The organism is Atlantibacter sp. (genome assembly GCF_032062175.1).
In the GTDB taxonomy this organism is placed as follows: Bacteria; Pseudomonadota; Gammaproteobacteria; order Enterobacterales; family Enterobacteriaceae; genus Atlantibacter.
Window position 1 is genome coordinate 38,175 of the sequence record NZ_DAMBQK010000014.1, and the last position, 14,702, is coordinate 52,876.

A 14,702-nucleotide genomic window follows, 5' to 3' on the forward strand; every position below is an offset into this window, starting at 1 on the left:
TTATTTCCTCTAAGTACTTAGTACTTTTCGCCACGGGCACGCAGTTCAGACAGAACTGTATCGATGCCTTTTTTATCGATTACACGCATACCTTTAGCAGATACGCGCAGGGTGACAAAACGCTTCTCGCTCTCAACCCAAAAACGGTGAGAGTGCAGGTTCGGCAGGAAACGGCGTTTAGTCGCGTTCAGTGCGTGGGAACGGTTGTTACCGGTCACCGGACGCTTGCCAGTAACTTGGCAGACTCGGGACATGTCTATTCTCCAAAAATCAAATTAGCTCGAGCTTCGTATGGGGTATTGGCGCCTCGTCAGGCTTTACAGCCCGGTTATCGCAGTTCTAAGCGAACCCACGATTGCCAGGCCCAAATGCCAAACCCGAGATTCTCAAAGGTGGCGTAGTATACGCTGTGTAAGCCGGGTGCTCAAGTCCCGAACAGACAAAGATCCCATTGGATCGCCGAAACTTACCTAAACCCAGCCCCGTTCCGCAAACGAAACGTACTCTCCACGGCCAATAACCAGATGATCAAGCACACGAATATCCATGTAATTGCAACATTTTATGATGCGTTCGGTTATCGATTTATCTGCCTGGCTGGGCTCGGAATGCCCAGACGGATGGTTATGGGCAAGGATCACCGCTGCGGCGTTCATCTTCATGGCTTCCCGCACAATTTCACGCGGATGCACCTCAACATGGCTGAGCGTGCCGGAAAACATCCGGCTATGTTTGATCACACGATTCTGATTATCCATAAAGATCACCATAAATATTTCGCGCTCTTCATCCGTCAGTTGGCTTTGCAGGAACTCGCGCGTCATATTTGGGCTAAGCAACGGTTTCTCTTCTTCTATCCTTGATTCGGCATAACGCCGCGCCAGCTCAGCAATAGCGCGCAGTTGCGCATAGGTCGCCTCGCCGACCCCGCCAATTGGTCGAAAGCTTTCCAGTGGGGCGGACAGCAATCTCCGCAACGAACCAAAGTGGTCGTACAGTTTTTCAGCCAGTTCCATCACTGTCATCCCTCGTTTGCCGGTACGCAGGAAAATCGCCAGCAACTCAACGTCAGTCAAAGATTTCACGCCGGAGCGTTGTAACTTCTCGCGTGGGCCATCCCAGGGTTGTTTCTTTCTTTTGCTCATCATCACTCCTTGCCGTACCAGGGGATCATGGCACAGTTTTTATACGCTCTCGACGCGACGATGATGAGGTTGCGCGACATCTCGCAAACTCATTTTCGCGCATTGCCCGCCATTTTGGGGATTGTGATAAAATAGCCACTTTCCGATACGGCTACAGGAACATGTCATGACGAGTATTGCCGGTAAAAAAATCGTTCTCGGGGTAAGCGGCGGCATCGCAGCTTATAAAACACCAGACCTGGTGCGGCGTCTTCGCGAGCGTGGTGCAGACGTCCGGGTTGCAATGACGGAGGCGGCTAAAGCCTTTATCACCCCCATGAGCCTGCAAGCCGTATCGGGTTACCCTGTGTCAGACAGTTTGCTGGACCCGGCGGCAGAAGCAGCGATGGGCCATATTGAGCTGGGGAAATGGGCTGATTTGGTAATGCTCGTCCCGGCAACGGCAGATTTAATCGCTCGCGTCGCTGCGGGTATGGCAAATGATTTAGTCACCACGATTTGCCTCGCCACGCCTGCGCCTGTGGCTGTCGTCCCGGCAATGAACCAGCAGATGTATCGCAATCTCGCTACCCAGCATAATCTCAACGTGCTCGCCGAGCGCGGAATGATGATTTGGGGGCCGGATAGCGGCAGTCAGGCGTGCGGCGACGTTGGACCGGGGCGTATGCTCGATCCGCTGGTGCTGGTGGATATGGCGGTTGCCCATTTTTCACCTGTCAAAGATCTGCAACATTTGAACATCATGATAACCGCCGGTCCGACCCGAGAACCGCTCGACCCGGTGCGTTACATCACCAACCACAGTTCCGGCAAGATGGGCTTCGCCATTGCAGCCGCAGCGGCGGCGCGTGGCGCCCACGTCACGCTGGTGAGCGGCCCGGTGTCCCTGCCGACGCCGGCGGGCGTTGAGCGCATTGATGTTACCACCGCCCTGGAAATGGAAGCCGCCGTGCAGGCGCGCGCGCAGCAGCAGCAGATTTTTATTGGCTGCGCCGCCGTGGCGGACTACCGCGCCGCCGCCGTTGCCGATGAAAAAATCAAAAAACAGGGTGATGAGCTGGTCATCAAAATGGTGAAGAACCCGGATATCGTTGCTGGTGTCGCCGCGCTGAAAAACCAACGGCCTTATGTCGTCGGGTTTGCCGCCGAAACGAATAATGTGGAAGAATATGCGCGGCAAAAACGCGTTCGTAAAAACCTCGATTTGATTTGCGCGAATGATGTCTCGCAAAGCGGTCAAGGGTTTAACAGCGACAGCAACGCCTTGCACCTTTTCTGGCAGGATGGCGAAATTACGTTACCACTTGAGCAGAAATCGCTGCTTGGTCACCGTTTACTGAACGAGATAGTTACCCGTTATGATGAAAAAAATCGACGTTAAGATCCTGGACCCGCGTGTGGGCAAAGAGTTCCCGTTGCCGACCTATGCCACTTCCGGCTCTGCGGGTCTTGATCTGCGCGCCTGCCTTGATGCCGCCGTTGAACTGGCGCCAGGCGCGACCACGCTGCTGCCGACCGGGCTGGCTATCCATATCGCTGACCCTTCACTGGCGGCGGTGATCCTGCCTCGTTCCGGTCTCGGGCATAAGCACGGCGTAGTATTAGGCAACCTGGTGGGATTGATTGATTCCGATTATCAGGGTCAGTTGATGATTTCTGTCTGGAACCGCGGGCAGGATAGTTTTACCATCGCGCCGGGCGAACGTATTGCACAAATGATCTTCGTCCCCGTCGTTCAGGCGGAATTTAATTTGGTGGAAGATTTTGACGCCACCCTTCGTGGAGAAGGCGGCTTCGGTCATTCCGGGCGGAGCTAATTCGCCCCTATCGTTACGCGTCCCATTAATAACAAACAAAACCGCGAGCAATAGCTTGCGGTAATAATGTGGATGCTCGCCTGACAATTGCGTTTTTTCAGGGGTATTTGAGATCATGGCAGAAAAACAAACCGCGAAACGGAATCGTCGCGAAGAAATACTTCAATCTCTGGCACAAATGCTTGAATCAAGCGATGGCAGTCAGCGCATTACCACAGCAAAGCTGGCCGCCTCGGTTGGCGTTTCGGAAGCGGCGCTTTATCGTCACTTTCCCAGCAAAACGCGTATGTTCGATAGCCTTATTGAGTTTATCGAAGATAGCCTGATTACCCGCATTAACCTGATCCTCAAAGATGAGAAAGACACGACGTCGCGCTTGCGTCTTATCATGCTGTTGATTCTGGGTTTCGGCGAAAAAAATCCCGGGCTCACCCGTATTCTGACCGGCCATGCGTTAATGTTTGAACAGGATCGCCTGCAAGGGCGTATTAACCAGTTGTTCGAGCGTATTGAAGCACAGTTGCGTCAGGTTTTGCGTGAGCGGAAAATGCGTGAAGGCGAAGGGTATGAAAACGACGAGACACTGCTGGCTGGTCAACTACTGGCGTTTTGCGAAGGTATGCTGTCACGCTTTGTGCGCAGCGAGTTTCGCTATAGTCCAACTGCGGATTTCGATGCGCGCTGGCCGTTGTTGGCTTCACAGCTTCAGTAAATAAGGCCGGGTTTCCGGCCTTTTTAACTTCATTAAATTCCATATTCCTCGCGATACGCCTGCACCGCTGCCAGATGGTCGGCCATTTCCGGGCGCTCCTCCAGGTACGCAATCAGCTCTTTCAGCGTGATGATGGAGATAACCTGGCAACCGTAGTCGCGCTCTACTTCCTGAATCGCAGAAATATCCGCGCGTCCACGTTCCTGGCGATCGAGGGAAATCAGCACGCCCGCAAGCGTAGCGCCATGCGCCTGAATAATTTCCATGGATTCGCGGATCGCCGTACCCGCAGTAATCACGTCGTCAACCAGCATGATACGACCTTCCAGCGGGCTTCCCACCAGAGTTCCGCCCTCACCGTGATCTTTGGCTTCTTTACGGTTGAAGCAGTACGGCACGTCCCGGTCATGGTGCTCGGCGAGCGCCACCGCCGTAGTGGTGGCAATCGGAATGCCTTTATAAGCCGGTCCAAACAGCAAATCAAAATCGATGCCGGAATCTACCAGCGCCTCAGCGTAAAAGCGCCCTAACAACGCCAAATCACGGCCAGTATTGAACAGCCCGGCATTGAAGAAATAAGGGCTTTTACGGCCAGACTTCAGCGTAAACTCGCCAAACTTCAATACCTGTTTGTTGAGTGCAAATTCAATAAACTGGCGTTGATACGGTTTCATGGATTTGCTCCTTCTAAAGCTTGCATATGAGTTGTACGAATAAATGGCAAAAAAAAGGCGACTCACCGGTCGCCTAACGATTAATTTTCTAACGCCGCCTTCTGCGACGCGACAATCGATTCGATTCCCCCACGGGCTAACGCCAGCAGCTCAAGCAGCTCTTCGTGGGTGAAGGGTTCGCCTTCAGCGGTACCCTGAACTTCAATGATGCGACCATCTTCAGTCATCACCACGTTCATGTCGGTTTCTGCGGCGGAGTCTTCCACGTATTCCAGATCGCAGACCGCTTCACCGGCGACAATCCCAACGGATACCGCAGCCACCATGCCTTTCAGCGGGTTGCTTTTCAGCTTGCCGTTCGCCACCAGCGCATTGAGTGCATCCGCCAGCGCCACGCAGGCACCGGTGATCGACGCGGTACGGGTACCGCCATCGGCCTGGATGACATCGCAGTCGAGAGTAATGGTGAATTCGCCCAACGCCTTGAGATCGACAGCAGCACGCAGAGAACGGGCAATCAGCCGCTGGATTTCCAGCGTCCTTCCGCCCTGCTTGCCTTTGGCCGCTTCGCGCGCGTTACGGGTATGGGTGGAACGCGGCAACATGCCGTATTCCGCAGTGATCCATCCCTGGCCCTGGCCTTTCAAAAAGCGCGGTACACCTTCATCAATAGAGGCCGTACACAGAACTTTGGTATCACCAAACTCGACCAGCACGGAACCTTCAGCGTGTTTAGTATAATGACGTGTCAGAGTGACAGGACGCACCTGATTGGCGCTACGACCAGCTGGACGCATGGGTTTTCTCCGGCTTAGAACGAATGTGGCTGCGCATTATACGGACTTCACGTGCTTATTCCTATCCTGCCAGGCTATGGGTGGCTATAATCCCCTCATCATTCTCATCAAACGGGAACATCTATGATCCGCAGTATGACCGCCTACGCCCGGCGTGAAACCAAGGGTGAATGGGGCAGCGCCGCCTGGGAATTGCGCTCCGTCAATCAGCGCTACCTGGAAACCTATATTCGTCTGCCGGAGCAATTTCGTAGCCTTGAGCCCGTTGTTCGCGAGCGTATTCGCAGCCGCCTGACCCGTGGCAAAATCGAATGTAATCTGCGTTACGAACCCGACTCCAGCGCCCAGGGCGAACTGATCCTCAATGAAAAGCTGGCAAAACAGCTGGTCGTTGCGGCGAACTGGGTGAAAATGCAAAGCGATGAAGGCGAAATCAACCCGGTTGATATTCTGCGCTGGCCTGGCGTGATGGCAGCCCAGGAGCAGGATCTGGATGCGATTGCCGCTGAAATCCTCGCGACTCTGGACGCCACGCTGGATGATTTCATCGTCGCCCGTGAAACTGAAGGCCAGGCGTTAAAAGCCCTGATTGAGCAGCGCCTTGAAGGTGTAAGCACTGAAGTGAAAAATGTGCGCGCCCACATGCCGGAAATTATGCAGTGGCAGCGCGACAAGCTGGTCGCCAAACTCGAAGACGCTCAGGTGCAGTTAGAAAATAACCGCCTTGAACAGGAACTGGTGTTGCTGGCGCAGCGCGTTGATGTGGCGGAAGAGCTGGATCGCCTTGAAGCGCACGTCAAAGAGACCTACAACATCCTCAAGAAAAAAGAGGCCGTGGGCCGCCGCCTTGATTTCATGATGCAGGAGTTCAATCGCGAATCGAACACACTGGCATCAAAATCGATTAATGCCGATGTCACTAATTCCGCAATTGAATTGAAAGTGCTGATCGAGCAGATGCGCGAGCAGATACAGAATATCGAGTAATCGTCCCCTTAAAGCCTGCAGATATGCAGGCTTTACTCGTTCCTTCCCACCCCGTACTTAGCCTGCCCGCTGCCTTGCTGCGGCAGGGCGTCTTTGTTATCTTGAACACCAATATTTTTATATCCCCCTGGTTTATCCAACTCTATGCAGGCATTAAGACAATTCAACCGCGCAAAAAACGATGCGTTGCGCACTGTGAAGTTAAAACTGCTTAATGCCTGGCTGAACGCCACATTCCGACCACAGCCGTGGGAGCCTGAAAAGGTAAAACGCGTTCTGCTGTTGCGTCTGGACGATAAAATCGGCGATATGATTGTGACCACCGGGACGGCTAAACGCCTGGCCGATCAGGGTTATGAAGTCTCGGTGCTGACCGGTAACATCTGTGCCAGCCTGCTACAGCATTGCGATGCGGTAAAACAGGTCTATCGCTATGAAAGACGCATGTCTTTACAGCCGCTGCGCCAGCAACGCTTTGATGTCGTCATCGATTTTGATGATGTGTTTAGCCATGAAAGGCTTAATTTGCTTTATCGTCTGGCGCCTCGCCATGTGATTGGTTTTAACAAGCCCGGCTGCGCGCAATATACCCAGCAAATTGAATTGCTGAATAGCGAAAAGCACATCACGGAACGGCACCGTAAGGTCCTGTCTTTATTTAATCTGCCCGATGCGCCCTTCCAGTATTATCTGGGCAGCGATCCAAAAGCCCTGGTCGGGATTAATGATTATTTAACTCGCCCTGCCGATGGCTTGCTTATTGCGATTAACCCTTTTACCGGTTCGGAAGACAAAGATTTTTCCCGGGAACAGGTGCAGGGGTTAATTAACTGGTTGAAACAGCATCATGCTGCGGTACGCATTCTGCTTATTGGCCGTAGCGATAAACTGCAAAGCCTGGGGATTGCAAATGCCGAGTTTGTACCTGACAGCACGATTAATACCGCTGTAGAAATTGTCAGGCATGCCGATCTGGTGATCAGCCCGGATACCTCTATCGTGCATATGGCCTGTACGTTTAATACACCGCTAGTGGCGGTTTATAACACCCGCCGCCTTAAAGACACGGGGCTGGTGGGCTATAAGATTTGGGCTCCAAACTATCCGGGCGCGGTGCAATTAGTCACCGAGACGCCAACAATAAGCGACATGCCCCTGAGTATTTTATGCGACGCTATCGATAAAAAGCTTATCGAACTAAAGCTTCAGCGTCAGAAATCATAAATTAAACTAATCCGAAAGCGTTCAGTTTAGAAAATCTCAATCGTGACACAGAGCACAAAACGCTACTCTTTTACCCTCATTTTCGGGGGTGATCATGCTGCTTCATATTCTGTATTTAATTGGTATAACCGCTGAGGCCATGACCGGCGCGCTGGCAGCGGGGCGTCGTCGTATGGATACGTTTGGCGTCATTATCATCGCAACGGCTACCGCGCTTGGGGGCGGTTCAGTAAGAGACATTTTACTGGGCCATTATCCTTTAGGCTGGGTAAAAAACCCGGAATATGTGGTTATTGTTGCCGTCGCTGCCGTACTGACCACGATTGTGGCCCCCGTGATGCCGCATTTACGCCGCCTGTTTCTGATCCTTGATGCGTTGGGCTTAATCGTCTTTTCCATTATTGGCGCGCAAATCGCGCTCGATATGGGCGAAGGGCCAGTTATCGCATCAATCGCCGCCGTGGTAACCGGCGTGTTTGGCGGCGTCCTACGGGATATGTTCTGCAAGCGTATCCCTTTAGTTTTCCAGAAGGAGCTTTATGCAGGCGTCTCGTTCGCCGCCGCGGTGCTCTATATTGGGTTGCAGCATTACCTCTCTAACCAGGACGTCATTATTATCAGCACCCTACTGTTTGGTTTTACGGCACGGTTACTGGCTCTGCGATTCAGACTCGGCTTACCGGTATTCCATTACAAGCATTCAGCGCACTAGCGGTACTGCGTAAGAACCAGCGAGAGCCGTCACGCCAGCGGCTCGCTATCCGCAACGGCCTTTATCCAGCGCACTAAATCGTGAATACGGGTACTGTGCGATCCTTTAAACAGGATGACGTCCCCCTCCTTGATTTCGCGAATCAGCAGGGGCCTTAACTCCAGATGGGCAGTCACAAACGCGCTCTTTTTCTCAGGCACCAGAGCATCCCAGCATTGCCGATAAGCCTCTCCTACCATGAAAACACAATCGATATGCGATCGGTTTATGAGGGCAGCCAGCTCGGTATGATAGCGCTCAGAATGAGTGCCTAACTCAGCCATTTCCCCCAACACGGCAATGCGCCGTCCGGCGGGTTTTATTTCGCTTAATCGTTCTAATGCGGCGCTCATCGAACCGGGGTTGGCATTGTAAGCATCGTCAATAATGGTGACCTGACGCCCTTTCAGGTTCAGCGCTTTTTCTTCGCCCCTGCCCGCCAGCGCTCTAAACTGATGGAGCCTGTCCAGCACTGGCTCCAGCAGAAGATTGAGCGCATCTACCGTTGCCAGAACCGCGAGGCTGTTGAGGGCGATATGTTTACCGCCTGCGCTGAGGGTATATTCCAGTATCGAATCGTTGGCGCGTACCTTAACGCTCTGCTGCTGTGCTTGATAATCAAGCAGTTGAAAGTCGCAATCCGGGTGAGCGCCATAGGTAACAATTGTGAGTTTGCGCTTTTTAGCGGCCTGATAAACCGTATCCCACTCCTGCATATCGCGATTGAGTACAGCGATACTTCCTTCTGCCATGCCCAGAAAAATGGCGCTCTTGGTCACCGCAATATCATGCAGCGTATCCTTTTCGCCTAAATGCGCGGGCTGAATATTGGTAAACACAGCAACATGCGGACGCGCCATACGGGAACTGACCGCCATACGCCCGATGGCCATTTCCAGTACGACATAAGGCGTGTCCCAGGGCATTGACGCCAGATTCCAGGCCACACCGCGCGGAAGGTTGGCGTTATGAGCGCTCTGACGCACCGGCCCCCAGGGCATCAGCGCTTCAGCCAGCATTGCCACGCAGGTGGTTTTCCCGGCGCTGCCCGTCACGCCAATAATCTGGCCTTGCATACGATCGCGGGCGTAACGCCCCATGCCCAGCACCGCCTCTGTGCTGTCGGCAATCTGGAGTACAGGGACGCGGTGTTTACCCAGCAATTCCGGCGCGGTGGTCATAATACAGGCGGGCAAAGGATGCATTTGCATCGCGGCCTCTTCAGGCATTCCGCACTTATCAAGTTCGGTACGCACCACGGCAATGTTCCCCGGCTGCATTGCTGGTGCGTAAATCGATACCCCTGTTGCTGCCCAATGTTCTACGGGAGATCGAATCCACGTTCCTGATGCCGCCAGCGCGACTTCATCAGCGGTCCAGAAGCCATGCTCATGGGAATGAGGGGAGAGAGCAACATCGTCTGACATTTTATCTTCTTCGCGCATGATTTAACCGTTGGTGTGAAGCCCCTGAAATTATTCTGATAACTACTCTGTTGAGATGTATTTACCGGGTTTATTCTTTGCCTGCAATGTAAAACCCCGTTGCATCCGGTAGATAGACATTATTCCTGGCTAAATCCCGTTATCCCCTGGTGCGCCAGCACATCGACAAGCGCGGCAATGTACGGGTGCCGTATAAACTGCATTATTTTACGCGCTCTTTCCGCCCCTACGCCTGGTAATTGCTGCCAGCTCAACTCATCCCGGTTCACAACTTCATCCCAGTGACGATCGGGCAAAAGAGTAAACGCGGCGGCAGGCAAAGGTAGACCAAGCGATTTCAACCACAGCCGAAAAGGTTGTTGGCGAGCCAGGTTAAACCGATGCCACGTCTCCAGAGCACGCTTTGCTGAAAAACCAGGTGTGCCCTGCAACTGCTGTTGGGTCAATTGAAGCCATGAATAAACATGCTCAAAGTGAAAGGCATCGACCAACTGTTGCCAGCCCGCCTGATTCACACCGGATATTGCCAGTGCCGAAGAGGAACTTATCCAGACCAGCCGCGATATAAACTGCTCGTGGCAGTCCGGCGTGTCATAAAAGCAGCTTAACGAGTGGTAATGGTTCTGTTCTGGCGGTTGTGGTTTATGCCGCTCAACACCGCGCCATACAATGCTTTTAACTTGCGGGATCCCCCGGCCTGCCAGGCTCACAAGTACCCGATCGCCTGGCGCAATATCCCATTCCTGCCAGCGGCGGACGGAGCCAATATTGACCCGTTGTATCTTTTTATCATCTACCGTTACCGGTTCAAGAAGCGCCACCACAGAAATTTTACCGCTGCGCCCGACGGTAAATTGAACATCCCGAACCCGTGTCGTCTGGGCTTCAGGATCGTATTTCCACGCGATAAGCCAGTCGCCCTGGCCCGGCTGCCAGTTTTGCGCCTGCGGTTCCCGGCTCTGCCGGACCACCACGCCATCGGTCACAAACGGCAACGGGCTGGTAAACCAGCGTTTACGCCAGTTCTCGATATCACTGATGGTTTCCACAGGCCAGGACCATTGCTGAGCTAACTGAAACCCACCTTCTGCCAGACGCTGTAGCCGCTCAGGCATCGTGTTCGGACCGCCAGGCCATCCCCAGATGAAAATATCCAGCTCGCTCAACAGCGGTGATGTTCCATGCCGTAGCATTGCGCCAGCAACTTTAGCACGCGCGTTAACGCCGCCCGATCGTTGTTGAATGTGCTCTGGCTGGCGAAGGAAAATTTCGCCCTGCAAAATGCTGTCTGCCAGCGGACCCGTGGTTGATTTTGGGATAGCCGGAATCGCGTTGACTTTCTCAAGCCATGACTGCCCTTTTAGCCCATCGCCCCGGCTAATGGCCTGAACCAGTTTGCCTTTGCGGTAGACCAGCGTCACCGCCACGCCATCGACTTTCGGCTGGACCCAGAGCGCCTCGCGCCTCTGCATCCAGTCGGCAAGCGCGTTTTTGTCTGCCGCTTTGCGTACCCCGGTATGCGCCACAGGATGAAGGGTGTTCCCGCCTTTAGCCGTTATCGCTTTTTCCTGATCCAACACGTGCGGAAAACACCCCTCCCATTGCAGCAGCTGCGCGCGCAAAGCATCATACGTTTCATCGCTTACTTTGCTCTCGCCCTGCTGCCAATATGCGTCATCCCAGTCTTTTATCTGTTTTTTCAGCGCCGTCATGTCCTGAGATGCGCGTCCTTCTGACCACGCAGGACAATCGCAATAGCCCATCGTCGAAAACAACACCAGCATAATAATTAGGTATCCCTTCATAGCGCCTCCCCTGAGTAATGCCATTGATATAAAGCAGCCGGAGCGCGGCGTCATACTGCAAAAATTACCTTTGCGAGAAAGCCTCCAGGACATTTCACGGATATGGCAAACCGACATGGGAAAGCGCGAGATTTCGCGCAAAAAGCAACGAAACCGTGGGAAAAGTGTGACGGGGGCTACGTCGTTGCGTATCGGCGTGTATAATAAGCCGGTATACACTCTTCCTTTTGCATACCGAATCGTTAAGACACCCATGGCTCAAGGCACGCTTTATATTGTTTCCGCACCCAGCGGCGCGGGAAAATCCAGCCTTATTCAGGCTTTATTGAAAACGCAACCGCTGTACGACACACAAGTTTCTGTTTCACATACCACCCGCAATCCACGTCCGGGTGAAGTGCATGGCGAACACTACTTTTTTGTGAACCATGAAGAATTCAGAACAATGATTGCCCGGGAAGCATTTCTGGAGCATGCCGAAGTTTTCGGAAATTACTACGGCACCTCTCGCGAAACCATCAAGCAGGTCTTATCAACAGGCGTAAATGTGTTTCTGGATATCGACTGGCAAGGCGCACAGCAAATCCGCCAGAAGATGCCACAGGCGCGCAGCATTTTTATTCTGCCGCCGTCAAAGGATGAGTTGGACAGACGCCTGCGTGGCCGTGGACAGGATAGCGAAGAGGTTATCGCAAAACGGATGGCTCAGGCCGTTGCTGAGATGAGCCATTACGCAGAGTATGATTACTTAATCATCAATGATGATTTCGATACGGCGCTGGCGGATTTAAAAACTATCCTGCGCGCCGAACGTCTGCGTATGAGCCGCCAGAAGCAGCGACATGACGCTTTAATCACCAAACTATTGGCAGACTGAAGATAGTTTCAGTATCATGCCCAGTCATTTCTTCATCTGTGGAGCTTTTTATATATGGCACGCGTAACTGTTCAGGACGCTGTAGAGAAAATTGGTAACCGTTTTGACCTGGTACTTGTCGCTGCGCGTCGCGCTCGTCAGATGCAGGTTGGCGGCAAAGATCCGCTGGTACCGGAAGAAAACGATAAGACGACCGTGATTGCACTGCGCGAAATCGAAGAAGGCCTGATCACCAATCAGATCCTTGATGTTCGCGATCGTCAGGAGCAGCAGGAGCAGGAAGCCGCCGAACTGCAGGCTGTGACCGCTATTGCTGAAGGCCGTCGTTAATTAACCTGTCGGGTCGCCCTTGTATCTGTTTGAAAGCCTGAATCAACTGATTCAACACTACCTGCCGCCAGACCAAATCAAACGTCTGCAGCAGGCATACCTTGTTGCGCGTGATGCCCACGAGGGTCAAACACGCTCAAGCGGTGAACCCTATATCACCCATCCAGTCGCCGTCGCCTGTATTCTGGCCGAGATGAAACTCGACTACGAAACACTGATGGCCGCGCTTCTGCATGATGTGATTGAAGATACCCCTGCGACTTACCAGGACATGGAGCAACTGTTTGGCAAAAGCGTTGCTGAACTGGTCGAAGGGGTGTCAAAGCTTGATAAGCTGAAGTTCCGCGATAAGAAAGAAGCGCAGGCCGAAAACTTTCGCAAGATGATTATGGCGATGGTGCAGGATATTCGCGTCATTCTCATCAAACTCGCTGACCGTACCCACAATATGCGCACGCTGGGCTCATTGCGCCCGGATAAACGCCGCCGCATCGCCCGTGAAACCCTGGAAATCTATAGCCCGCTGGCTCACCGTCTTGGTATTCATCATTTGAAAACCGAGTTGGAAGAACTGGGTTTTGAGGCACTCTATCCGAACCGTTACCGCGTGATTAAAGAAGTGGTGAAAGCCGCACGCGGTAACCGTAAGGAGATGATCCAGAAAATCCTCGCGGAAATAGACGGGCGTTTACAGGAAGCAGGTATCCCCTGCCGCGTGAGTGGTCGCGAAAAACACCTGTATTCCATTTACTGCAAAATGGTGTTGAAAGAGCAGCGTTTCCACTCCATCATGGATATCTACGCCTTCCGCGTGATTGTTCATGATATGGACACCTGTTATCGCGTGCTGGGCCAGATGCACAGTCTGTATAAACCGCGCCCGGGCCGCGTCAAAGATTATATCGCCATTCCTAAAGCGAATGGCTATCAGTCGCTTCATACCTCAATGATTGGTCCGCACGGCGTGCCGGTCGAAGTGCAGATTCGCACCGAGGATATGGATCAGATGGCGGAAATGGGGGTCGCGGCGCACTGGGCTTATAAAGAGCACGGCGAAAGCAGTACCACCGCGCAAATCCGCGCCCAGCGCTGGATGCAAAGCCTACTGGAACTCCAGCAGAGCGCGGGCAGTTCGTTTGAATTTATCGAGAGCGTAAAATCCGATCTGTTCCCTGATGAGATTTACGTTTTCACCCCGGAAGGGCGCATTGTCGAATTACCGGCTGGCGCTACGCCGGTGGATTTCGCCTATGCGGTGCATACCGACATCGGCCATGCCTGCGTCGGCGCACGTGTCGACCGCCAGCCTTATCCGCTGTCGCAGTCACTGTCCAGCGGCCAAACCGTAGAAATCATTACCGCGCCGGGTGCCCGTCCTAACGCCGCCTGGCTGAACTTCGTGGTGAGCTCTAAAGCACGCGCCAAAATTCGCCAGATGTTGAAAAACCTCAAGCGCGACGACTCTGTCAGCCTGGGTCGCCGACTGTTAAATCACGCCCTGGGTGGAAGTAAGAAACTGGCGGAAATCCCGCCGGAAAATATTCAGCGTGAGCTTGAACGTATGAAGCTGGCAACGCTCGACGATCTGCTGGCGGAAATCGGTCTTGGCAATGCGATGAGCGTTGTTGTCGCTAAAAACCTGTTCCAGGGCGATGCGTCATCCGCGCCGCAGCCTGCCGCATCCGGCCATAGCACACTGCCTATCAAAGGCGCGGACGGCGTTCTGATTACCTTTGCTAAGTGCTGCCGCCCAATTCCAGGCGACCCGATTGTCGCTCACGTCAGTCCTGGCAAGGGCCTGGTTATTCATCACGAATCCTGCCGTAATATCCGTGGCTATCAAAAAGAGCCCGAGAAGTTTATGGCGGTGGAATGGGATAAAGAGACCGAGCAGGAATTTATCACCGAAATTAAGGTCGATATGTTCAATCACCAGGGCGCACTGGCGAATCTCACTGCGGCAATTAACACCGCCGGTTCAAATATTCAAAGTTTGAACACTGAAGAGAAAGACGGGCGCGTTTACAGCGCATTTATCCGCCTGACGGCGCGTGACCGCGTCCAGCTGGCGAATATTATGCGTAAGATCCGCGTCATGCCCGATGTGATAAAAGTCACCCGTAACCGAAACTAACCTT

The 14,702-nt window shown here is 53.2% G+C and carries 15 protein-coding genes; 9 read left to right on the top strand and 6 right to left on the bottom strand.

Annotated features, from left to right (window positions below; translation table 11 throughout):
* Positions 1 to 17: 17 nt before the first annotated feature.
* A complete protein-coding gene (gene rpmB, locus RT120_RS13545; RefSeq protein WP_002436699.1) occupies positions 18 to 254 on the bottom strand; it encodes a 50S ribosomal protein L28 in 237 nt (78 codons plus the stop codon).
* Between the two features lie 216 nt (positions 255 to 470).
* Entirely contained in the window at positions 471 to 1,145 is a 675-nt protein-coding gene (gene radC / locus RT120_RS13550; protein ID WP_312983259.1) for a RadC family protein, read from the bottom strand.
* A 166-nt stretch (positions 1,146 to 1,311) separates the two neighbouring features.
* On the opposite strand from radC, the gene coaBC reads away from it, so the two are divergent.
* From coaBC to slmA, 3 genes are all read left to right on the top strand, one after another.
* Entirely contained in the window at positions 1,312 to 2,526 is a 1,215-nt protein-coding gene (gene coaBC / locus RT120_RS13555; RefSeq protein ID WP_312983260.1) for a bifunctional phosphopantothenoylcysteine decarboxylase/phosphopantothenate--cysteine ligase CoaBC, read from the top strand.
* Positions 2,504 to 2,962 carry a dUTP diphosphatase gene (dut, locus tag RT120_RS13560; RefSeq protein ID WP_312983262.1) on the top strand — a complete coding sequence of 153 codons (459 nt, stop codon included), beginning with the start codon at positions 2,504 to 2,506 and terminating at the stop codon, positions 2,960 to 2,962. Before coaBC ends, dut begins: the two co-directional genes overlap by 23 nt.
* 115 nt (positions 2,963 to 3,077) lie before the next feature.
* The gene (gene slmA, locus RT120_RS13565; protein ID WP_312983263.1) at positions 3,078 to 3,674 is read left to right on the top strand and encodes a nucleoid occlusion factor SlmA; all 597 of its coding nucleotides are present in this window, start codon (positions 3,078 to 3,080) and stop codon (positions 3,672 to 3,674) included.
* A 32-nt stretch (positions 3,675 to 3,706) separates the two neighbouring features.
* Here slmA and pyrE read toward each other — a convergent pair whose 3' ends face one another.
* Together pyrE and rph are read right to left on the bottom strand one after the other, a co-directional pair.
* Positions 3,707 to 4,348 (bottom strand): orotate phosphoribosyltransferase, encoded by a 642-nt coding sequence (gene pyrE / locus RT120_RS13570; RefSeq protein WP_312983265.1) that lies wholly within the window; start codon positions 4,346 to 4,348, stop codon positions 3,707 to 3,709.
* Between the two features lie 80 nt (positions 4,349 to 4,428).
* On the bottom strand, positions 4,429 to 5,145 hold the full coding sequence (rph, locus tag RT120_RS13575; protein ID WP_312983267.1) for a ribonuclease PH: 717 nt from the start codon (positions 5,143 to 5,145) through the stop codon (positions 4,429 to 4,431).
* 123 nt (positions 5,146 to 5,268) lie between these two features.
* Here rph and RT120_RS13580 point away from each other — a divergent pair, with 123 nt between their 5' ends.
* The 3 genes from RT120_RS13580 (at position 5,269) to RT120_RS13590 (ending at position 8,068) form a co-directional block, all read left to right on the top strand.
* On the top strand, positions 5,269 to 6,132 hold the full coding sequence (locus RT120_RS13580) for a YicC/YloC family endoribonuclease (protein ID WP_312983269.1): 864 nt from the start codon (positions 5,269 to 5,271) through the stop codon (positions 6,130 to 6,132).
* Positions 6,133 to 6,276: 144 nt separating this feature from the next.
* On the top strand, positions 6,277 to 7,356 hold the full coding sequence (locus RT120_RS13585; protein ID WP_312983271.1) for a glycosyltransferase family 9 protein: 1,080 nt from the start codon (positions 6,277 to 6,279) through the stop codon (positions 7,354 to 7,356).
* Between the two features lie 94 nt (positions 7,357 to 7,450).
* Positions 7,451 to 8,068 (top strand): trimeric intracellular cation channel family protein, encoded by a 618-nt coding sequence (locus RT120_RS13590; RefSeq protein WP_312983273.1) that lies wholly within the window; start codon positions 7,451 to 7,453, stop codon positions 8,066 to 8,068.
* Positions 8,069 to 8,097: 29 nt separating this feature from the next.
* Here RT120_RS13590 and murF read toward each other — a convergent pair whose 3' ends face one another.
* Positions 8,098 to 9,534: a UDP-N-acetylmuramoyl-tripeptide--D-alanyl-D-alanine ligase gene (murF, locus tag RT120_RS13595; RefSeq protein ID WP_312983275.1), complete on the bottom strand. Its 1,437-nt coding sequence runs from the start codon at positions 9,532 to 9,534 to the stop codon at positions 8,098 to 8,100.
* Positions 9,535 to 9,671: 137 nt separating this feature from the next.
* The gene (gene ligB / locus RT120_RS13600) at positions 9,672 to 11,357 is read right to left on the bottom strand and encodes an NAD-dependent DNA ligase LigB (protein ID WP_312983276.1); all 1,686 of its coding nucleotides are present in this window, start codon (positions 11,355 to 11,357) and stop codon (positions 9,672 to 9,674) included.
* A gap of 253 nt (positions 11,358 to 11,610) precedes the next feature.
* On the opposite strand from ligB, the gene gmk reads away from it, so the two are divergent.
* From gmk to spoT, 3 genes are read left to right on the top strand one after another with little or no spacing between them, the layout of a single operon-like run.
* Positions 11,611 to 12,234 (top strand): guanylate kinase, encoded by a 624-nt coding sequence (gene gmk, locus RT120_RS13605; protein ID WP_312983373.1) that lies wholly within the window; start codon positions 11,611 to 11,613, stop codon positions 12,232 to 12,234.
* Positions 12,235 to 12,288: 54 nt separating this feature from the next.
* Positions 12,289 to 12,564, top strand: a complete 276-nt coding sequence (gene rpoZ, locus RT120_RS13610) for a DNA-directed RNA polymerase subunit omega (protein WP_002436668.1) — start codon at positions 12,289 to 12,291, stop codon at positions 12,562 to 12,564.
* Between the two features lie 19 nt (positions 12,565 to 12,583).
* Complete coding sequence (gene spoT, locus RT120_RS13615) at positions 12,584 to 14,698, top strand: bifunctional GTP diphosphokinase/guanosine-3',5'-bis pyrophosphate 3'-pyrophosphohydrolase (protein ID WP_312983278.1); 2,115 nt, start codon at positions 12,584 to 12,586, stop codon at positions 14,696 to 14,698.
* Positions 14,699 to 14,702: the final 4 nt, after the last annotated feature.